This window comes from Zobellia barbeyronii, from assembly GCF_018603515.1.
Lineage (GTDB): Bacteria > Bacteroidota > Bacteroidia > Flavobacteriales > Flavobacteriaceae > Zobellia > Zobellia barbeyronii.
The window spans coordinates 786,570-807,718 of the sequence record NZ_JACATN010000003.1; the positions used below are offsets into that span (position 1 = coordinate 786,570).

At 37.7% G+C, this 21,149-nt stretch carries 22 protein-coding genes; 8 read left to right on the forward strand and 14 right to left on the reverse strand.

The window, feature by feature from the left end; all coding sequences use genetic code 11:
- Positions 1-19: 19 nt before the first annotated feature.
- Genes murG through mraZ form a run of 9 tightly spaced genes read right to left on the reverse strand, consistent with a single transcriptional unit; the run spans position 20 to position 10,104 of the window.
- Positions 20-1,123, reverse strand: coding sequence for an undecaprenyldiphospho-muramoylpentapeptide beta-N-acetylglucosaminyltransferase (gene murG, locus HW347_RS11850; protein WP_214612035.1), 1,104 nt, complete (start codon positions 1,121-1,123; stop codon positions 20-22).
- Positions 1,110-2,309, reverse strand: a complete 1,200-nt coding sequence (locus HW347_RS11855) for an FtsW/RodA/SpoVE family cell cycle protein (protein WP_214612036.1) — start codon at positions 2,307-2,309, stop codon at positions 1,110-1,112. Before HW347_RS11855 ends, murG begins: the two co-directional genes overlap by 14 nt.
- Before the next feature lie 13 nt (positions 2,310-2,322).
- Positions 2,323-3,657 carry a UDP-N-acetylmuramoyl-L-alanine--D-glutamate ligase gene (murD, locus tag HW347_RS11860; protein ID WP_214612037.1) on the reverse strand — a complete coding sequence of 445 codons (1,335 nt, stop codon included), beginning with the start codon at positions 3,655-3,657 and terminating at the stop codon, positions 2,323-2,325.
- Position 3,658: 1 nt separating this feature from the next.
- Complete coding sequence (mraY, locus tag HW347_RS11865; protein ID WP_155597655.1) at positions 3,659-4,879, reverse strand: phospho-N-acetylmuramoyl-pentapeptide-transferase; 1,221 nt, start codon at positions 4,877-4,879, stop codon at positions 3,659-3,661.
- A gap of 37 nt (positions 4,880-4,916) precedes the next feature.
- Positions 4,917-6,380 carry a UDP-N-acetylmuramoyl-L-alanyl-D-glutamate--2,6-diaminopimelate ligase gene (locus HW347_RS11870; RefSeq protein WP_214612038.1) on the reverse strand — a complete coding sequence of 488 codons (1,464 nt, stop codon included), beginning with the start codon at positions 6,378-6,380 and terminating at the stop codon, positions 4,917-4,919.
- Complete coding sequence (locus HW347_RS11875) at positions 6,377-8,383, reverse strand: penicillin-binding protein (protein ID WP_214612039.1); 2,007 nt, start codon at positions 8,381-8,383, stop codon at positions 6,377-6,379. The genes HW347_RS11870 and HW347_RS11875 overlap by 4 nt, the downstream gene beginning before the upstream one ends.
- Entirely contained in the window at positions 8,383-8,709 is a 327-nt protein-coding gene (locus HW347_RS11880; RefSeq protein WP_194533907.1) for an FtsL-like putative cell division protein, read from the reverse strand. Before HW347_RS11880 ends, HW347_RS11875 begins: the two co-directional genes overlap by 1 nt.
- Before the next feature lie 38 nt (positions 8,710-8,747).
- Positions 8,748-9,653, reverse strand: a complete 906-nt coding sequence (gene rsmH, locus HW347_RS11885; RefSeq protein WP_225901909.1) for a 16S rRNA (cytosine(1402)-N(4))-methyltransferase RsmH — start codon at positions 9,651-9,653, stop codon at positions 8,748-8,750.
- Entirely contained in the window at positions 9,631-10,104 is a 474-nt protein-coding gene (gene mraZ / locus HW347_RS11890; RefSeq protein WP_194533906.1) for a division/cell wall cluster transcriptional repressor MraZ, read from the reverse strand. Before mraZ ends, rsmH begins: the two co-directional genes overlap by 23 nt.
- A 254-nt stretch (positions 10,105-10,358) precedes the next feature.
- On the opposite strand from mraZ, the gene HW347_RS11895 reads away from it, so the two are divergent.
- The gene (locus HW347_RS11895) at positions 10,359-11,123 is read left to right on the forward strand and encodes an alpha/beta fold hydrolase (RefSeq protein ID WP_214612040.1); all 765 of its coding nucleotides are present in this window, start codon (positions 10,359-10,361) and stop codon (positions 11,121-11,123) included.
- Positions 11,124-11,161: 38 nt separating this feature from the next.
- Positions 11,162-11,779: a ribosome biogenesis GTP-binding protein YihA/YsxC gene (yihA, locus tag HW347_RS11900; RefSeq protein WP_214612041.1), complete on the forward strand. Its 618-nt coding sequence runs from the start codon at positions 11,162-11,164 to the stop codon at positions 11,777-11,779.
- On the opposite strand, the gene HW347_RS11905 is transcribed toward yihA, so the two are convergent.
- On the reverse strand, positions 11,776-12,156 hold the full coding sequence (locus HW347_RS11905; RefSeq protein ID WP_214612042.1) for a GTPase: 381 nt from the start codon (positions 12,154-12,156) through the stop codon (positions 11,776-11,778). The genes yihA and HW347_RS11905 overlap by 4 nt on opposite strands.
- A gap of 49 nt (positions 12,157-12,205) precedes the next feature.
- Here HW347_RS11905 and bla point away from each other — a divergent pair, with 49 nt between their 5' ends.
- Positions 12,206-12,958: a subclass B1 metallo-beta-lactamase gene (gene bla, locus HW347_RS11910; RefSeq protein ID WP_214612043.1), complete on the forward strand. Its 753-nt coding sequence runs from the start codon at positions 12,206-12,208 to the stop codon at positions 12,956-12,958.
- A 30-nt stretch (positions 12,959-12,988) separates the two neighbouring features.
- The gene (locus HW347_RS11915) at positions 12,989-13,702 is read left to right on the forward strand and encodes a pirin family protein (protein ID WP_214612044.1); all 714 of its coding nucleotides are present in this window, start codon (positions 12,989-12,991) and stop codon (positions 13,700-13,702) included.
- A 9-nt stretch (positions 13,703-13,711) separates the two neighbouring features.
- Here HW347_RS11915 and gldC read toward each other — a convergent pair whose 3' ends face one another.
- Both gldC and gldB read right to left on the reverse strand, forming a co-directional pair.
- On the reverse strand, positions 13,712-14,044 hold the full coding sequence (gene gldC, locus HW347_RS11920; protein WP_194533900.1) for a gliding motility protein GldC: 333 nt from the start codon (positions 14,042-14,044) through the stop codon (positions 13,712-13,714).
- A gap of 1 nt (position 14,045) precedes the next feature.
- On the reverse strand, positions 14,046-15,029 hold the full coding sequence (gene gldB, locus HW347_RS11925) for a gliding motility lipoprotein GldB (protein WP_214612161.1): 984 nt from the start codon (positions 15,027-15,029) through the stop codon (positions 14,046-14,048).
- Positions 15,030-15,100: 71 nt separating this feature from the next.
- Between gldB and nadE the strand changes: the two genes are divergently transcribed.
- On the forward strand, positions 15,101-15,889 hold the full coding sequence (nadE, locus tag HW347_RS11930; protein WP_214612045.1) for an NAD(+) synthase: 789 nt from the start codon (positions 15,101-15,103) through the stop codon (positions 15,887-15,889).
- 168 nt (positions 15,890-16,057) lie between these two features.
- A complete protein-coding gene (locus HW347_RS11935; protein WP_155597664.1) occupies positions 16,058-16,687 on the forward strand; it encodes a response regulator in 630 nt (209 codons plus the stop codon).
- A gap of 87 nt (positions 16,688-16,774) precedes the next feature.
- Here HW347_RS11935 and dnaG read toward each other — a convergent pair whose 3' ends face one another.
- Positions 16,775-18,754 carry a DNA primase gene (gene dnaG, locus HW347_RS11940; protein WP_214612046.1) on the reverse strand — a complete coding sequence of 660 codons (1,980 nt, stop codon included), beginning with the start codon at positions 18,752-18,754 and terminating at the stop codon, positions 16,775-16,777.
- Between the two features lie 170 nt (positions 18,755-18,924).
- Here dnaG and HW347_RS11945 point away from each other — a divergent pair, with 170 nt between their 5' ends.
- Positions 18,925-19,350, forward strand: a complete 426-nt coding sequence (locus HW347_RS11945) for a hypothetical protein (protein ID WP_214612047.1) — start codon at positions 18,925-18,927, stop codon at positions 19,348-19,350.
- A gap of 58 nt (positions 19,351-19,408) precedes the next feature.
- Positions 19,409-20,017, forward strand: a complete 609-nt coding sequence (locus HW347_RS11950) for an SIMPL domain-containing protein (protein WP_214612048.1) — start codon at positions 19,409-19,411, stop codon at positions 20,015-20,017.
- Positions 20,018-20,137: 120 nt separating this feature from the next.
- On the opposite strand, the gene HW347_RS11955 is transcribed toward HW347_RS11950, so the two are convergent.
- On the reverse strand, positions 20,138-21,115 hold the full coding sequence (locus tag HW347_RS11955) for a polyprenyl synthetase family protein (RefSeq protein ID WP_214612049.1): 978 nt from the start codon (positions 21,113-21,115) through the stop codon (positions 20,138-20,140).
- Positions 21,116-21,149 lie beyond the last annotated feature (34 nt).

A 21,149-nucleotide genomic window follows, 5' to 3' on the forward strand; every position in this document is an offset into this window, starting at 1 on the left:
TCTACCAATTCTCATGCCTTTATTTACTGGTGGCATTCCCAATTAATTTTTCTATTTCGTCAACAATATCTTTTGTTGCATTTGGTAACGCTAATTTCTTAATGTTATCGCCCAAGTTCTTTTGCTCTGCTTTATCTTGAAAAAGTTCAGAAAATACGTTTTCAAACTTTTCATCCAGCTCACTTTCTCTCAACAGTATGGCTGCATTCTCATTAACAAGCGCACGTGCATTTTTTGTCTGATGGTCTTCCGACACATTAGGCGAAGGCACAAATATTACAGGCTTGCCCACAATACATAACTCCGAAACGGATCCTGCACCTGCTCGTGATATAATCATATCGGAAGCGGCATAGGCATAATCCATACGGTTCATAAAATCCAGCACCTTAACCGTATCAGAGCTATATTTAGCATATTCCTCTATATAAAGTTTACCACACTGCCATATTAACTGCACTCCGGTTTTCTTGAAAAATTCAAGGTTCTGAGCCACCAACTGATTGATTCGTCTTGCCCCAAGGCTACCACCTAAAATTAAAAGTGTAGGCACTCCTTTTTTCAATCCAAAGAAATCCAACGCTTCATTTTTATCCGCGACCATTTCGACCAAATCTCCACGAACGGGATTTCCAGTCTTTACAATTTTATCTTTTGGAAAAAATCGTTCCATCTCATCATAGGCCACACAAATCTTGGCCACTTTATCCTTAAGTAATTTGTTAGTAATACCGGCATACGAATTCTGCTCTTGCAATACGCAAGGCACACCTTTACCTGCGGCAACCCTTAACATAGGACCACTAGCAAAGCCACCTGTACCAATCACGGCATCAGGTTTAAATCTTCGCACTATTTTACCAGCTTTTATCAAACTACTTATCACTTTAAAAGGAAACATTAAATTTTTAAGGGTCAGTTTCCTTTGTAACCCACTAATCCATAATCCTTCAATCTCGTAACCCGCTTGAGGCACTTTTTCCATCTCCATTCTATCTTGAGCGCCTACAAATAAAAATTGCGCATCAGGATGTCTTCTTTTCAATTCGTTCGCAATAGCAATTGCTGGGTAAATATGCCCACCTGTTCCACCACCAGAGAGTATAAATTTATAATTGCCCACTGAGTACTTCTAAAGGATTCGTTTCGTCTATATCTGCGGATGGTTTTTCCACACTTAAATTTTTATTGCTCACACTTAAAATAATACCAATGGCCAAACAGGTCATCCAGCTACTGGTACCACCACTACTTATTAACGGCAAGGTCTGTCCCGTAACCGGAAAAAGTTCTACCGCTACGGCCATATTAATTAAAGCCTGAAAAACAATGGGTAGTCCTACACCTAGCACCACCAGTTTACCAAAAATATAAGTACTACTATTAGCTACTACCACTATACGGAACAGCAAAAACATGTAAAAGAACATTAATGCAAAACCGCCCACCAAACCGTATTCCTCAACGATTATAGCGTAAATAAAATCTGATGAACTCTGCGGCAAAAAGTTCTTCTGAATACTTTTTCCTGCACCTTTCCCAACTATTCCACCAGTAGCAATAGCAATCTTGGCGCGTTCAATCTGATAATCACCTTCTGTATCTTCTGAGTCCGCGAAATTTTCTACTCTACTGATCCACGTATCTACACGATTGGGAAACAACCCAGGAATTGCCTTGGCTGTCAATATAAAAAAGGCAAGGCTCAAAACACTAGCCCCAATTATTCCCATTAAATATTTTATAGGATATCCTCCTAAGAAACAAAGCAAAAGCACCATTGAAAAAATAATAGCTGCCGTTGAAAAGTTTGCCGGTAAAATAAGGGCTACCGTTAAAAAAACGGGAATCCACAAAGGCAAAATACTTTCTTTAAATGTGATTTCTTTGTGGCGCACCTTACTTAAGTAGCGAGCTACATATATCATTAACACCACCGCAGCTAGGTTGGATGTTTGAAACGAAATACCAACTATGGGAACACTGATCCACCGGCTGGCATTAGCCCCACCTATTGTTGTACCCTGAGCCAAGGTAAACACTAACAAAACCAAAACTAAAGGCATCGCAATTAGTGACAGCCCTTTAAAGAAATGCGAAGGAATACGGTGTATTCCGTAAATTATACCAAACCCCAGAGACAATAGCAATGCATGCTTTACCAAATACCCAAAAGTAGTTCCGTTCCCCACTACATAGACCAGATTACTACTTGCGCTATATACCGGTAAAAACGAAAACAAGCCCAAGAGGGCCGCAATGGCCCAAATAGCTCTATCTCCTTTGATATTGTCAAAAAATGCGTTCACTGTTTACTCTTGTTTATAATGTTTTTACTGCTGCTTTAAACTGATCTCCACGGTCTTCATAGTTCTGAAACAAATCAAAACTGGCACATGCAGGTGACAACAAAACGGTATCTCCACGTTCAGCAATCTTGTAAGCTACTTTTACAGCTTCTTCCATAGCGAAAGTCTCTACCATAAGATCAACTACATTGCCAAAAGCATCTTTGATCTTCTCGTTATCCAAGCCTAAGCAAACTATAGCTTTTACTTTTTCACGTACTAACGGCATCAATTCTTTGTAATCATTGCCTTTATCCTGTCCACCAACAATCCATACAATAGGTGTTTTAACACTGTCTAACGCATAGAACACAGAGTTTACGTTAGTTGCCTTAGAATCGTTTATATACTGTACATGGTGTATTTTTAATACATTTTCTAGACGGTGGGGCGCTCCTTGGAAATTAGCAATACTCTCACGTATAGATGCTTTTCTAATGCCTACTAACTTTGCCGCAGTCATTGCCGCCATACTATTTTTTAAATTGTGTTTTCCTTCTAGTGCTAATGTCTCTTTTGTCATTTTCAATGTCTCGTTATTTGTGTTCAGTATAATGTTGTTGTTCTGTAAATATGCGCCTTCTTCCAGTTCTCGCTTAATGGAAAAAGGGAGCAGTTTTGATTTAACGGGGTGCTTTTGAAGCCATGCAATAATTACGGGATCATCTGCGTCGTATATTAAATAGTCTTCTTCGGTTTGGTTCTCCGCAATGCGGAATTTTGAAGCGACATAATTTTCAAATTTGTAATCGTACCGGTCCAAATGATCCGGAGTAATATTTGTTAGAATGGCGATATGCGGTTTAAAATCCACAATACCATCCAGTTGAAAACTGCTGATTTCTAAAACGTAGAAATCAAAATTGTTTTCAGCTACCATTTTGGCGTAACTATCACCAATGTTACCCGCCATACCCACATTAAGACCGCCTTCTTTTAAAAGATGATTCGCCAACATGGTCGTGGTTGTCTTACCATTACTTCCCGTTATTCCGATCAAAGTAGCATCTGTATATTTTGATGCAAACTCAATCTCAGAAACAACAGGAATTGCCTTTTCGTGCAATGCCTTTACCAACGGAATCGTATCTGGTATACCAGGACTCTTCATGACCAAATCGGCATTCAGAATCTTTGCTTCCGTGTGCTTTTCAGCTTCCCAATCAATATCAAAATGCTCAAGAACTTTTCTATATTTCTCTTTAATTTTCCCTCTATCGGATACAAAAACCTCATACCCTTGTTTTTTACCCAAGATGGCTGTGCCTACTCCACTTTCGCCTCCTCCTAAAATTACTAGCCTCTTCATCTTATCTTACTTTCAAAGTGACGACCGTAATAATTGCTAAAAGAATACCTACAATCCAAAACCTGGTTACAATCTTACTTTCGTGATACCCCTTTACTTGGTAGTGGTGATGGATAGGAGACATCAGAAAAACACGTTTTCCTTCTCCAAATTTCTTTTTGGTGTACTTGAAATAACCTACTTGTATCATAACCGATAATGACTCGGCAAAGAAGATTCCACATAAAATGGGAATCAATAATTCTTTTCTAATTATTATGGCGATTACAGCAATGATTCCTCCAATAGTTAAACTACCCGTATCTCCCATAAAAACCTGTGCAGGGAAAGCATTGTACCAAAGAAAACCAATTAATGCACCCACAAATGCCGTAATAAAGACCACCAGCTCTCCCGAATTGGGTATGAACATAATGTCTAGATAATTTGAGAATATGACGTTACCGGACACCCATGCAAAAATGCCGAGTGTAAAAACAATGATTGCAGATGTACCTGCTGCCAGACCATCAATACCATCAGTAAGGTTGGCCCCATTAGAAACCGCGGTAACAATTAGTATTACAATAGGAATGAATATTAACCAAGCATAATCTTTAGCATTTTCTCCTGCCCAACCAATGAAATCACTATAATCCAATTCATTATTCTTAAAGAAAGGAACTGTAGTTTTTACTGATTTAATCTCTAGCCCCATGACATCACGAACCTGAAGTTGTTCCGTAATCATTGTACTAGAATCTTCTCTCATGGTAACCCCAGGATGAAAATATAATGTTGCCCCTACACCAAGACCCAACACTACTTGACCCAAAACTTTGAACCTACCTTTAAGCCCGTCTTTGTCTTTTTTGAATACTTTAATATAATCATCAGTAAAGCCAATGAAACCCATCCAAAGGGTGGTAACGATTAATAAGATGATGTAAATGTTATCTAGCTTAGCAAACAACAACACCGGTATTAGCGTTGACATGATAATGATAAGCCCACCCATAGTTGGCGTACCTGCTTTTTGCTTCTGACCATCAAGACCAAGGTCCCGAACACTTTCTCCTATTTGTTTCTTCTGAAGAAAAAGAATAACACGCTTACCGTATACCGTAGCGATTACTAGCGAGGATAGAATAGCCATAGCAGCCCTAAAGGTGGTGAACTGAAATAAGCTCGCCCCTGGCAACTGGTATTGTTTCTCTAAATATTCGAATAGGTAGTATAGCATCTTTTAAGCTTCTAGTCTTTTATTTATTTGGTCTTTGTTATTTATCCAAACTCTTCAAAATCTCTTTGACCATTTCAAAATCGTCAAAGTGAATTCGTTTTCCGTTGGTTTCTTGATACGTCTCATGGCCTTTACCGGCAATGAGTATAATATCTTCAGCATTGGCCAATTGGCATGCTGTTTTTATAGCCTGTTCCCTATTTTCTATGGATAGGATTTTCTTTAAGTTCTGTGGTTCCACACCTTCTTCCATGGCTTCAATTATGGAAGATGGCGATTCACTTCTAGGATTATCCGAGGTAAAAATGGCCTGGTTACTCATTTCTGAAGCGATATGACCCATTACCGGACGCTTTGATCTGTCTCTATCGCCACCACACCCCACAACGGTGATGACGTTTTCATTTCCAGTTCTCAAAGTGCTGATTGTTTCCAGCACATTTTTTAACGCGTCCGGCGTATGGGCATAGTCGACTATGGCAGTAATCTTTTTACCCGATATAAAATATTGGAAACGACCGTCTACATTTTCAAGCTCGCTGAGCAATCTTAATGTTTCCAAGGTTTCCATTCCCAACAAATCCGCTGTGGCAAAAATGGCCAACATGTTATAAGCATTGAAGTGCCCAATTAGCCTTGACCATAATTCATGGTCGTTTATTTTTAACAGCGTACCGTCAAACTGACTCTCCAAAACCTGTGCTCTATAATCAGCATAAGTTCTAAGAGCGTACGTATATTTCTTTGCCTTTGTATTCTGAAGCATGATAGCCCCGTTCTTATCATCAATATTTGAAATAGCAAAAGCATTTTTCGGCAATTGATCAAAAAGAATCTTCTTGGTATCTCTATACTCGGCAAACGTTTTATGATAATCTAAATGATCATGAGAAAGGTTCGTAAAAACAGCTCCTTCAAAAACCAACCCTTGTGTTCTTTTTTGATGAATACCATGCGAACTCACTTCCATGAAGCAAAACTCTACACCTGCCTCATTCATGAGATACAAATGCTCATTAATTGTCAAAGCATCCGGAGTGGTGTGGCTTGTAGCATACACTTCTTCATCTACCATTATTTTGATAGTAGATAAAAGCCCCACCTTATACCCAGCCTTTTTAAATAACTGGTACAACAGACTAGAAATGGTGGTCTTACCATTGGTACCCGTAACACCAACTAGTTTCAAATTTTTAGAAGGATTGCCGTAGAAATTAGATGCCATCATAGCCAATGCCGTGTTGCCATCCTTTACTTCTACATAAGTAACCCCTTCTACCGTCTGATCAGGCAATGCCTCACAAACAATAGCCTTTGCACCAAGATCAATTGCTTTAGCTATATATAAATGACCATCGGTCAATGTGCCTTTTATAGCCACAAAAACATCGTCCATCTTGACCTTTCTAGAATCAAAACAGATGTTATTCACCAATACATTGGTAGAACCGATTACATCGGTCAGGCTTGCCCCGAACAATATGTCTTTTAACAACTTCACGATAGCTCTAGTGTAATTTTCTTAGTGTTCTTTATATTCTCTCCTTGAGAGACGGATTGTCTTTTTACTTTTCCGTTACCTCTTACTTCTACCTCTATCCCAAGATTCTCAAGAATTGAAATGGCATCCATGCCGCTCATACCTTTTACATTTGGCACTTGCTTATAATTCTTTTGAGCTTCGGCATAATATCTTTGATACGATTTATCCAATCGTTCATCTTTCATCTTTTCCATATCTACCTCATCAACCAATGGTGATGTCGCATATACTTTTTGAGCTACAGATTTAAAAACAGGACCAGAAACATCCGCTCCATAATACCCTACACTCTTGTCTGGCTCATGAATCACCACTATGCAAGAATATTTTGGGTTTTCTGCCGGAAAATAACCTGCAAAAGATGATATATACTTTAGTTTATCTGGATCCTTAGATACATAGTTCTTTTGCGCCGTACCCGTTTTACCCGCCATAGAAAAATTAGGCGAATACAAACCATGGCCTGTACCGTATTTCTTTTCGACTACGTTTTTCAAAAGCTTCTGAACCTTAGCTGCCGTTTCTTTTGAACAAACAGCTTCATTTATAACTTCCTTATCGAACTTGCGGATTGTCTGATCCCATTCCTTCACTTCTTTAATCAACCTTGGCTTTACCATCTCACCATCATTGGCAATAGCATTGTAAAAGGTCAACACTTGTAAAGGCGTCATAGAAACTTCATACCCATGAGACATCCACGCCAAAGAAATACCCGACCAACCCTTATCACCAGGGAACCTAATAACAGGCTCACCTTCACCTTTAATAGGTAAATCAAGCTTTTTATTAAGGTTCATACTCATTAAGCGATTCACATATTTTTCTGGGTCGTTCTTGTAATTATTATGAATCATTTTTGCAAAAGCCGTGTTTGAAGAAACTTCAAAAGCATGACCAACAGATATTTTTCCATAACCACCCCACTTAGAATCTTTTACGATTCTGTCATAGATTTTCCATCTACCCTTTTCCGTATCGATTACCGTACTGGTATCAATTACCTTATCCTCAAGAGCAGCAACAAGAGACATTAATTTAAAAGTAGATCCAGGCTCACTAGACTCTCCTACTGCGTAGTTCAAACGCTCGTAATATTTACCAGCTTCCGTTCTACCCAAATTAGAAATAGCTTTTACCTCTCCGGTTTCTGTTTCCATTACAATAACACAACCGTGATCAGCCTTATAATGCTCTAATTGACCCAGCAAAGCGTGGTGGGCGATATCCTGAATATTAATATCGATGGTAGACACCAAATCATACCCATCTTTAGGCTCAACAATATTCTCCCACCCAATTGGCTTCCACTGGCCTTTGGCAATTTTTTGCTTTAATCTTTTTCCTTGCACCCCTCTTAAATACTCTCCATAAGCTCTTTCCAAGCCAACACCAGAGTAATACCCTTCATCATCTACATTTTCATACCCAACACTACGCTCGGCAATTTTTCCTAAAGGGTGTTCTCTTACCGTTTTCTGATCAATAATCAATCCTCCTTTGTACGGACCTTTATTAAAAAGAGGAAAATCCTTTACGGTTATATATTCTGAATAATCTAGATTTCTAGCGATAAGCGCGTATCTGTTTTTATTCACTTTAGCCTTTCTCAATAACTTCTGATAATGAGAAGACGGCTTACCTAACATTTTTGAAAGCGCATTGGATAAAGGCACTATATTTTGTCTAAAATCCTCATCGCTTACCGTAACCGCATCAAAACGGATGGTATAGCGAGAAACGGAAGTTGCCAAAAGGCTTCCATCATCAGAATACAGATTACCACGGTTGGGAGCAATGGTAAACATCTTCTCGGTTCGCTCCATAGCCAAGGCCTTATACTTATCGCCCTGTGCAAACTGGATATTCACCAATTTGAATAGCACCGCGATAGCGAACAAGAACATGAACGCCGTTACAACGTACACCCGGGTTAATATGCTTTTTTCCGTTACTGCCACTACTCTTCTATCTTATTAGACTTAACTCTTATTTGTTTGGGTGGCACCTGTGAAGGAAACAACCCTTTCTCTGAAACTATGTTCATTACAGTAGACTCCAGTTTTAACTGCTGTACATCTGAGCGCGCATCTACGAACTCATTACGAAGCTCTTTTACCTCTTCGTTCAACGCAGCTATTTGATGCACCTTTTTATCTGCACTGTGCGAGCTACCAATCATTATAGTCGCAAGAAAAGAAGTAAAAATGATGAACAGCCAGTTCTTAGGAGCATCATCGCTCACCAAAAACCTACCTTTTAATATGTTCAACAAACCTTTTTTCATGTCTTTCTTCTCTCTTTTTAATTTTCTTACTTCAATACTTATATGCGTTCCGCAATTCTTAATTTGGCACTGCGAGCGCGATTATTCTTTGAAATTTCTTCTCTGGACGGAACTATTAATGGCCCAACTTTTTTAAACGGAACATCTATATTTCCATAAAAATCTTTTGGAGCCTCTCCTTGAAACTGTCCTTCTCGTATAAAGCGCTTCACCAGCCTATCTTCTAAAGAATGATAACTGATAATGCTTAACCGCCCACCTACATCTAACAATTCTGGTGTTTGAAGCAAAAACTCTTCAATTACCGCTATCTCTTGGTTAACCTCAATACGAATGGCCTGATATATCTGAGCCAATATTTTATGTTCCTTTGCATTGGGCAAAAATGCCCGCAACACCTCTTTTAATTTTTCAGTTGTTTTGATGGGCTCCTCTTCTCTTTTCGCCAGAATGGTCTTTGCCATAGCATTTGCATTTCGCAAATCGCCATATTGAAAAAGAACCTTTCTTAAATCATCATAATCATAAGTATTAACCACATCGTAGGCCGACAAAAGATTTCTTTTGCTCATACGCATATCCAAATCCGCATCAAACCTAGTTGAGAACCCACGTTCCGCTTTATCGAACTGATGCGATGAAACACCGTAATCGGCCAAAATTCCATCTACTTTCCGAACACCATAGAACTTCAAAAACTGCTTGACAAACCTGAAATTCTCGTTGATTAGCGTAAACCGCTCATCTCCTAAAGTATTTGCAAGTGCATCTTCATCTTGATCAAAAGCAAATAGTTTCCCTTTGCTCCCCAACTGTTTTAATATCTGTTTAGAGTGTCCGCCGCCACCAAAAGTGACATCAACGTAGACTCCGTCTTCCTTAATATTGAGCCCGTTTACCGACTCCTCTAATAAAACTGGATTATGATACATAGCTTTCGTCATCTCCGTCATCGCCCATTACCTCTTCTGCTAATTCGGCAAAATCCTCTGCGGTTTCTTCTAATACTTTTTCGTAACTATCCTTGTCCCAAATTTCAATAATGTTGATTGCTGAACTCAAAACAACCTCTTTAGAGATATTAGCAATCTCGACAAGGTTTTTAGGAATCAACATTCTACCTGTGCCGTCTATTTCAATAACCTTTACACCAGCAGAAAAACGACGGATAAAATCGTTGTTCTTTTTCTTGAAACGGTTCTTCTTGTTCATCTTCTCCATAAGTAGATTCCACTCCTCCATAGGGTACAATTCTAGACATGGCTGAAAAACAGACCTTTTGATGACAAAACTTTGATTTAAAATAGGAGACATCTGATTTTTTAGGGCAACCGGGATCATTACCCTACCTTTGGCATCGGCCTTACAATCGTATGTTCCAATGAAATTTATCACTTAAAAAAGCTGTTTTACAATACTATAACTCAAAACTACACATTTTATTACCACATTTTACCACTAATTACCACTTTGTTAATAACTAGTGGGTTTTGGGCATAAATTCTACTCAAAATTTTACCCTAAAAAAGTGTGTTTTTAGGTCTAGAATGAAAAATTATAGTCAATTCTCGCTTTATTGGTCTATACTTGTATTAAAGTCATAATAGGATAATGCCTATCTTTGACAAACAGACCAAGAAGTATCTTGAATGGAAGAAAATTTAATTACAGAAGGAAAATTCCGGTATATAGAAATAGGTGAAGGAACACCTATCATTATTTTACACGGTCTTATGGGAGGGCTTAGTAATTTTCAAGGTGTTTCCGAATACTTTCCTAGCAAAGGTTATAAAATCCTCATACCAGAACTACCTATTTATGACATGCCAATGCTTAAGACGAACGTTAAGCAATTTGCTAAATTCTTAGCTAAATTCATTGAGTTCAAAGGGCTAAAAGATGTTATATTATTAGGTAATTCTCTTGGAGGACATATAGGTCTTTTGCATACCAAACTCTATCCTAAATTTGTAAAGGCACTTATTATAACCGGAAGTTCTGGATTGTATGAAAGCGCTATGGGAGACGGTTACCCAAGAAGAGGTGACTATGAGTTTATAAAGAAAAAAGCACAGGATGTTTTTTATGACCCCTCTATTGCTACTAAAGAAATTGTAGACGAGGTATTTGCAACTGTAAACAACCGCGTAAAAACCTTAAAGACCTTGGCCATTGCAAAAAGTGCCATCCGTCATAATATGGCTAGCGACCTTCCTAAAATGAATACGCCAATATGTATTATTTGGGGGAAAAACGATACTGTTACACCTCCTGATGTTGCAGACCTTTTTCATGAGCTACTACCCGATTCTGATTTGTTCTGGATTGAGAAATGTGGACACGCTCCAATGATGGAAAACCCAGATAAGTTCAACGAAATTTTAGACGGCTGGTTAACCAAACGAGGATTTTAACCACCGCTACTACAAGCTTCTTAAAATAAATTTACAAGGTGCACATTAAATCGGCAAAGTTTATAATTAGTAATACCGATGTGGCAAGATGCCCCAACGAGCCCCTACCAGAATATGCCTTTATCGGTCGTTCTAATGTAGGTAAATCTTCATTAATCAATAGTCTTACCGAAAGAAAAAGCCTAGCAAAGACTTCCGGTCGGCCTGGGAAAACACAGCTGATAAATCACTTTAAAATTAATGAAAATTGGTTTTTGGTAGATTTACCAGGTTATGGCTATGCCCGTGTTTCCAAAAAGAGTAAGAGTACTTTTCAAAAATATATAACCGATTATTTTGTAAAACGTGAGCAATTGGTATGTGCCTTCGTTTTAGTAGATATCCGTCATGAACCACAGAAAATAGACATGGAGTTTATGGAGTGGATGGGCGAAAATAATATTCCATTCTCTATTATTTTTACAAAGGCCGATAAATTGAAGCCTGCAATAATAGAAGAAAATGTAAACAAATACATTGCTGAATTATTGAACGGTATTTGGGAGGAAGCTCCTTCCTACTTTATCACGTCATCATCTAAAGGCTATGGCCGTGATGATGTATTAAATTTCATAGACAAAGTAAACACCGACTTTTTTAAAGCCACTAAGATTTAAGCTTTTGTTCTTTCTTGAATAATTTTCGTTAGCGATTCTGCATCTTCAAGAGTATTCATCTCCTCAGTACTCACAAAAACTTGCAAATCTTCATTTACCTGAGCTAGTATAATAGGAAAAGTATACTTGTTTCCAAATTTAGAAGCATACTGTTTCTTATACTCGTCTTTATGTAGAAACTCCATTTCTAGATTGGTTTGCTCTCTAAATTTTTTCCAAACCTTATCTTCCGTAAAAACTCTAAAAGTTATGTCGCACAAATTACAATCATAGGTGCTTGGGCTCAAAATTTTATGAGCACTATCTAACAATCCATTTTTTAAACCTGAATCTGCATTATAAATAAAAATGAGCTTTTGAATATCTAAATTTTTCATTATTGTAAGGTAAAACTATATATTTATATAACTGAAAAGAACATGAAATATGACCTACAAATTGCCCATATTAATTTTGTTCTTCGCTTTCACGCTGCTGAGCTGTAAGTCACACAAAACCCGCACAACTTACAGTAGCGAAACCTTAAAAATAATTCCTGTTTCCAAAAATAGCTTCATTCACATCTCCTATTTATCTACGGACGACTATGGAAAGGTAGCTTGCAATGGACTTGTTTATATGAATGACGGTGAAGCTGTAGTTTTTGATACACCAACCGACAAGGAAACATCAAACGAACTGATACAGTGGATTACAAAAACTAAGCAGCACAAAATAAAAGCGGTATTTGCGAATCACTTTCATGATGATTGCCTTGGAGGCATAGAAGCTTTTCATGAACTAAACATTCCATCTTATGCAAATAATGCAACCATAGAGCTCGCCAAAAAGGAAGGTAATCCAGTCCCACAAATTAGTTTTGACACAGAAAAGGAACTGACTCTTGGAAATAAAAAAATAATTAATAGGCATTTTGGAGAAGCACACACTAAAGACAATATTGTAAGCTATATACCCAGCGAGCATTTACTCTTTGGAGGTTGCCCCGTTAAATCGCTCAACGCTACCAAAGGCTATCTTGGCGATGCGAATATTGAGGAATGGAGTAAGACTATTGCAAAAATAAAAACAGCTTATCCAGACCTTAAAATCGTTATTCCAGGACACGGGGATTATGGCGACATAGAATTACTGGATTATACCATTACTCTATTTAAAACAGGACAATCTCCAAAATAGAACATTTATAAACTTAACCCTATAACCCTTATGCGCACTACACTCCACAAAGCAGATACCAGAGGTCATGCCAACCATGGCTGGCTTAACAGCTATCACACTTTCAGCTTTGGCAGTTATAATAATCCAGACCGGATGAGTTTTGGTGTATTACGAGTTTTAAATGATGACGAGGTAGCTGCAGGCATGGGTTTTGGCACCCACGGACATAGCAATATGGAAATCATCTCCATTCCCTTAGAAGGTGACCTGGAACACAAAGATGACATGGGAAACACAACGGTTATTCGCCAAGGCGATATACAGGCCATGAGCGCAGGAAAAGGGATACAACATAGCGAAAAGAACAAAAGCCGCAACCAACAGGTAAAGTTCCTGCAGATTTGGATTCTTCCTAACAAGGTTAATGTTACCCCTCGTTATGATCAGATTACTCTAGCTCAGGGCAGTCTAAAGAACAACTTACAGCAAATTGTTTCTCCCAATACAAATGACGAAGGTATTTGGATTCATCAAAACGCTTGGTTTAGCTTAGGAGAGTTTGATAAAGACGAAGCAAGCACCTACACTCTAAAAGACACCGCCAACGGAGTTTACATTTTTCTATTAGAAGGAAAATGTACCGTGAACGGCGTTACATTAGAAAAAAGAGATGGCCTTGGTATTGAAGAGACAGATAAAATTGACATCACTTACAACGAAAATTCAAAAATTCTACTGATGGAAGTACCTATGGCCAACTAACAATAGGTATTATTTTAAATCTAGTTTTTCAGCAAAGTATGCACAGAAATCTTTCATGGTAGCCGTCATTTTTTCATCTTGAGTGGCTTTCATGAAAGTATCCGACAACGAAACCAAAGTTTGGTGAAAAAACAATTTCATTTCATCAACAGGCATATCTTTTGTCCAAAGGTCAATTTTAAGCGACTCTTGATTCTTACTATCCCAAACAGATAAAAGCATAGCTTTTGCCTTTTCATTCTCTATACCGCCATCTTGTGCAGACCAAGTAAGCTCTTCAGGTACTTGATTCTCATCTAAACCTACCCTTAACGTTATTTCTGAAGTATGAAGTTTTGACATATTATTTTCTTGGTTTGTAATTTGATTTTTTAAATATTTCCTCTGCTGGCAAGCTCAACATTTGTTGTAACGTTACCTCATTCTTATCCATAAAAGAGCGTACAATCTGCCATCCTATATAGCGACCTATACGCCCCGGTGATTCATTATCCAACTCTAATCCAAATTTAGAAAATGGGGCCGGATCTAAAAATCGTCTGGCCAAAGTATTCTCTGTACTGTATAGATATTCACTCTCTATAAAATTACGCCAAATAGCCTGTTCATTGGCCTCTGCCCATAAGAACTGGTCTTCTGAATAGTTTATTTTTTGAGCATCGGTTGCTAAAGGAAGTAATTCATCTTTCAAATACAGCTCTTTTCCATAATAAATAAGCTGCGCAAGAAATGTACGTTCTTGAGGTCTAGGCACTACCTTTTTAGCAAAGGCGCTTGCCACATCAACAGCCAAATATTGACTATCCAAATCTGCACTTATATAATTTTGGATTTCGTGATAAAAACGATGTTCGGGACCCAAATAATTATCCAACCCAATAAGCAAAAGGGTATCTGTTAAGATAATACGATTGGTATAATCCACATCTGAAATTACCGTAACTACTTTTGGAGTATCAAACTGTGGATAGTAATATTTAATATGTTTGAACAAAAGCTCTAAGGATTCTTCTTCCTGAGAAAAATCTGAAAACGTTTTTTCTACTTCAGATAAGAGTTCTATCTGAATGGTGTCTTTCATTTTAGCTACCCAAATACTATCTGAATACTGTACTGGAAACAGATAAGGATATTTACCCTTTAAAGCAGCAAGACCCTCTGGAGTTGCAGCAGCAAACTCAGAATCGAACCTATCTACTTGTAGTTCCACATTTATCTTCTTGACATCTTCAGAGACCTTTGGACTCTCATTACAGCCCAAAAACAGGACTGAAATTATAAAAATGGCAAAAACAGGGACATAATTGTAAAGTAATTTCCGATACATTTCAATATTTAACTGCAAGACGTTATTTTTAAGCTCACAAAGTTAGTCGATCTAGACATAATGACAATCCTATGCAGACAGAAAAGGTAGTAGATTACATAGTAAACTGGTTAAAAGAATATGCAGTAAATGCAAATATGAAAGGTTTTGTCATAGGAATATCCGGAGGAATAGACTCAGCGGTCACTTCTACGCTATGCGCCAAAACCGGTCTTGAGCTTATGTGCTTAGAGATGCCCATACACCAAGCAGAGAACCAAGCGTCTCGCGCTTCAAAACATATTGACTGGCTTCAGACCAATTTTGATAAGGTAAAAAGACAACCAGTCAACCTTACTCCCGTATTTGATAGCCTCGTAGCGACCCTTCCTGCAGTAGAAAATGAGGAAGAGCGTTTTATGTCATTAGCGAATACCAGAGCACGTTTACGGATGACTACCCTCTATTATTTTGCTGCTTTAGAAGGCTATTTAGTGGCTGGTACAGGAAATAAAGTGGAAGATTTTGGTGTAGGATTTTACACCAAATATGGTGATGGAGGAGTAGATTTAAGCCCTATTGCCGACCTTTTAAAGACTCAAGTTTATGAAATAGCCAACTATTTGAATATCAATATTGACATTCAAAAGGCGGCCCCTACAGATGGGCTTTGGGGTGATGATAGAACAGACGAAGATCAGATAGGAGCAAGCTACCCTGAGTTGGAATGGGCTATGAAAATGCAAGATAAAGGTAAAACTGAAAGCGATTTTACTGACAGAGAGAAGGAAGTCTTTCTTATTTACACAAAACTTAATACAGCTAACAAGCACAAGATGAATCCTATACCTGTTTGCGAAATTCCGCACACGCTTTTTTAGCAATTTATCCGTAAATATGGTAAACTAATCGAATATATTCATAAAACATGCCTATTTGGTGAAAAAAACACCAGTTTTGTTTAAAGAATTAGATTTTTAAACCTTACATTGCATGTCAGTATTTTAGACGTACGATGAACGTTTATAATCTAGATTAAAACTATCAACATGATTAAAGTATTGATTGCAGACAACCATCCTATTATTAGAATGGGAGTGACAAATGTTCTTGAATCTGCTAATGGATTTGAAATGGTGGGTGCGGTAGCCACTACTTCTGAACTCTTCGAAAAATTGGAGAGTGTAAATCCTGACGTAGTAATGCTGGAGATGGACATTCCGGAAATTAACGGAATCGCCACGCTGCGGAAAATCAAAAAAGAGTACCCGAGTGTTAGAGTATTAATGTATAGCGGTCAATCTGAAGACGTATATGCACTAAGTACAATTCGCGCAGGTGCCTTTGGATATCTTTCAAAAGCTTCAGACATAGACTACATCATAACAGCAGTAAAAAAAGTAAGCGAAGGCAATATGTTCATTACAAATGAACTAGCGCAACGTTTAGCTTTTGATGAAGGTACACAGAAACCAAGAAGGTTCTTTAGAAAACTTTCTACTCGTGAGGTTGAAGTACTTAAGTTATTGGCCAGCGGAAAGCGTAACAAAGATGTTGCCATCGGTTTGAACTTAAACGAAAAAACAGTGAGTACCTACAAGGCTCGTTTGATGAAGAAATTGAACGTTGACAACATGGTAGATCTTTTGCAACAAGCAAAAGCACTAGAACTTTATTAGAAAGTTTACATTCGTAACACGTACAAACCCTGATGATTTCCGTTAGGGTTTTTTTGTGCCTAATTTTTAAGGTTCACGAAGTAATAGTTAAGAAAATACTCTATTCAATTTCTTATTTAGCAGCTTATTAAGCTGTAAATAATTCATGATTTCCTCTAGGGTTTCCCTATGATCTTCTACGCTTTCTTTGGTATTATCCTGCAAAGCGGTCATGCGCTTTTTAATAAGAAAACAACGTAAGGTCAAAATAGTCTCGCTTACCAACTGCGCTACCCCTACTTCCTTTTTTTTAGGGTAGATATCTTTCCGTTCCCAACTATGTAATGTATATTTTTCTTCCTCCATTAAGATTGAAGAAATTTCGGATACCAACTGTTGATCCAGGCCACTCAGAAATTTACTAATAGTAAAATCTGCCTCTTGGTTCAATGCTTCAATAAGTTTAGAATAAATCTGCCTAAACTGCTCATTGGCCAATTCAATCTCATCATCCTGAAGATCTAAATAAATCTTTTCGTAAACTTTAGCTTCAATAGATTCCGGCTCCAATACCAAATCTCCCGATTCACTTTCTTTCAGTACTAAATCTTCAAACTCTTCCTTTTCACCTCCGTACAACAACAATAACTCTATAATCTTTCGCTCTAACAAATATTGCACATCTACCTTTTCCTGCGGAGCTTCGTTCTTAACTACATCAAAAGCTTTCTGCTCTGGTCTTTGATTTTTAGAAGCATCCGAGGACTCTTTTTTACCCATTTGTGCCAATGTACTAAATAGCACACCTTCCGATACCTTCATGATATTAGCACACTCCTGAATATAAATTTCCCGCTTTATAGCATCGGGTATTTTTGAAATACTCTGTATGATATCCCTAACCGTATCCGCACGCTTTATAGGGTCATTGGCTGCTTCTTGAGCCAAAAGCCCCGCTTTAAACTGTATAAAATCCTGTGATTTTTCTTCTAAATAAAGTTGAACATCTTCTAGCGCATTGTTCTTGGCAAAACTATCTGGATCCTCTCCTTCCGGAAAAGTGCAGACCTTAACGTTCATTCCTTGTTCCAAAATCAAATCTATACCACGCAAAGATGCCCGTAGACCGGCTGCATCCCCATCAAAAAGAACAGTGATGTTTTTAGTCAACCTATTTATCAAGCGAATTTGATCAGGTGTCAATGCCGTACCACTAGACGAAACCACATTATGGATTCCCCTTTGATAAAACTGAATAACATCTGTATACCCTTCCACCAAATAGCAATTATCCTCTTTGGCTATAGACTGCTTGGCATGATAAATCCCGTAAAGCACCTTACTTTTATGATAGATATCACTCTCTGGAGAATTAAGATATTTGGCTGCCTTTTTATCATTTCCAAGAATGCGACCTCCAAAACCCAATACCCTACCGCTCATAGAGTGTATAGGGAACATTACCCGACCTTTAAACCTATCAAACGTCTTAGGGTTGTTTGGGTTCTGTGCGTCTTCTTTGACAATAGTTAGACCCGTTTGTTCCAGGTACTTTAATTTATACCCTTTATCAAAAGCTGCCTTTGTAAAACCATCCCATTGATCAAGACAATAACCTAAATTAAATTGCTTTATAATCTCTTCCGTAAAACCTCTTTCCTTAAAATAGCTAAGACCAATGGCCTTCCCTAATTCTGTATCCCATAGCATTTGAGCAAAGTGCTTCTGGGCGAATTCCGAAACGAGATACATACTTTCGCGCTCATCTGCTTCTTGCTTTTGTTCATCAGTACGCTCGGTCTCCTCTATTTCAATATTATACTTCTTAGCCAAGTACTTTATGGCTTCCGGATAAGTAAAATGCTCGTGTTCCATTAAAAAAGCCACCACGTTGCCCCCTTTTCCACTACTAAAATCCTTCCAAATTTGCTTCACGGGAGACACCATAAAACTTGGTGATCTTTCATCTGAAAAAGGACTAAGTCCCTTAAAGTTAGACCCTGATTTTTTCAATTGTACAAAATCGCCAATAACCTCCTCTAAACGGGAGGTTTCGTAAACTTTATCAATTGTATTTTTTGAAATCAAATTTTGAGATTTTTATGTGGAAACGAATCCAACAAAGATAAACAGAAAAGAGCTACCCCCTATTTTCAGGGATATCATTTTCGCTAGCAAAAGGGAATTTAACCAGGACTCATTATCTCAACTTTGTACCATAGATTTTTAACCCTATTACAAACTTAAAAAACAAAATTATGATCTGGGGAATTGCATTAGTATTATTAAGTATCGTAGCTGTACCATCTTTATTATTATCAAAAAAACCAAACGCAAAAGAACTCTTAGAAAAAGTAGAACCCTACCAAGGCTGGATTGGCATTATATTCTGCTTCTGGGGAGTCTGGGGCATCATTACAGCCATTTTAAATTTAGGATGGCTAAGCACATCACCTGTTTGGTGGATCACTTTTTTAGCAGGCAATATAGTTTCTGCAGGATTAGGCTTCATGTTGGGCTCAGGTCTTATCAACAAATTCTTCTTATCCAATAATGCAGCGGCGCGTGTTAAAGCAGAAGAGCTAAGGGAACGAATTGCTCCTAAGCAAGGAAAACTAGGGCTTTTAGGCATAGCCGTAGGAAGTTGGATGATTATTGCCTCTTTTTTATTCTCTGTAGCATAAGTTTCTATCTACAAAAACCGTTAAATATTTAAATCAACAACTTCATAAAAATAACATCATGAAAAAAGTAATAACAAGCATTGCATTAATGGTCTTCTCATTTATGGCTTTCGCTCAAAATAATTTGCAAAACAACATTAACGTTAATGGCGCTTACGAATTTAGTATTGCCCCAGAATATTCTAGCAAGATGATCGTAAGTCTAAATAACGTGTATTACGACACACAGACCATGAACCTTGAAGAAGTAAAAACTAGGTATATGGAAAATTTGACCAAAGCAGGCATAGAGAAGGAGCAGCTTAAAGAAGTTCCTCTTTATTATGCACTTTTGGGTTATGAAAAAGAAGGCACCGTGTACGAGTTCAAAACGAAATCCTTAGAAGAAATGCAGAAGTTTCTTAATGTAAAAGCCATTGGCGTTACACGCTCGGATACGAACCTTGAAGCTCAATTGAGCGACATGCAAATGGCAGAGTATGCAAAACTTGCTTTTGATGACGCTAAGGCTAAAGCGACAGCTATTGCTCAAAAAATTGGAAGAAAAATTGGAAAAGCAATCTATATTAATGATACGAACTCACAGAAAATAGTAGAATCTATGTACTACGGAAACTCAGAACAGAAGAAAATGTATTACTTATCTGTCTCCTTTGAGTTATTGTAAAGAATGATTATTTAGTAGAAAAATTAAGCCTTCGTAGAATATACTTAATCATGGTATTTTTACGGAGGTTTTTTATGCTGACATTTTTGAAGTCAAATAAAACCTAGTAGGATTATAACATTACTTTTTTCGGTCCACCACGTAGTTCACCATCAATTCAAGTGAATCTCTATAGGTTGATTTTGGATAGGTAGATAGTATTTTTAATGCTTCTTCTTTAAAATGTAGCATTTTTTGAACAGCATAATCTAAGCCTCCGCTATCCTTTACAAAGGCAATTACTTCTTTGACCCGCTTCTTATCTTTATTATGGTTTTTTACCGAATTGATAAGCCACTTCTTGTCAGATTTTGAACAAATATTAAGTGTATGTATTAAAGGCAATGTCATTTTTTGCTCTTTAATATCTATTCCCGTAGGTTTCCCTATTTTCTCATCTCCATAGTCAAAGAGATCATCTTTTATCTGAAAAGCCATGCCACAAAGTTCTCCAAACTTTCTAAAAGTTTCCACATCTAATGATTGTGGCTGAACCGAACAAGCTCCTAAACTACAGCACGCAGCAATTAAGGTTGCCGTTTTTTGACGGATGATATTATAATATACATCTTCGGTAATATCTAAACGTCTTGCTTTTTCAATTTGCAATAATTCGCCCTCACTCATTTCGCGTACTGCAACAGATATAATTTTAAGAAGGTCAAAATCTTCATTATCTATAGACAGCAAAAGTCCTTTTGACAACAGATAATCACCCACCAAAACAGCAATCTTATTTTTCCAAAGTGCATTTATAGAGAAAAAGCCTCGGCGTTTATTACTTTCATCAACTACATCATCATGAACCAATGTGGCAGTATGAATGAGTTCTATTACCGATGCACCACGATAGGTGCGTTCGTTAACTTCACCATTGTTGAGCATTTTGGCCGTAAGAAATACGAACATGGGTCGCATTTGCTTCCCTTTTCGATTTACAATGTAATAGGTTATGCGATTCAGTAGCGCAACTTTTGAAGACATCGCCTCACGGAACTTTTCCTCGAAAATTTCCATTTCGTGGTTTACAGGTTCCTTAATTTGCGATACTATTTTCAAAAAATCGAGTTTTGTTTGCTACCTATTTTAAGCG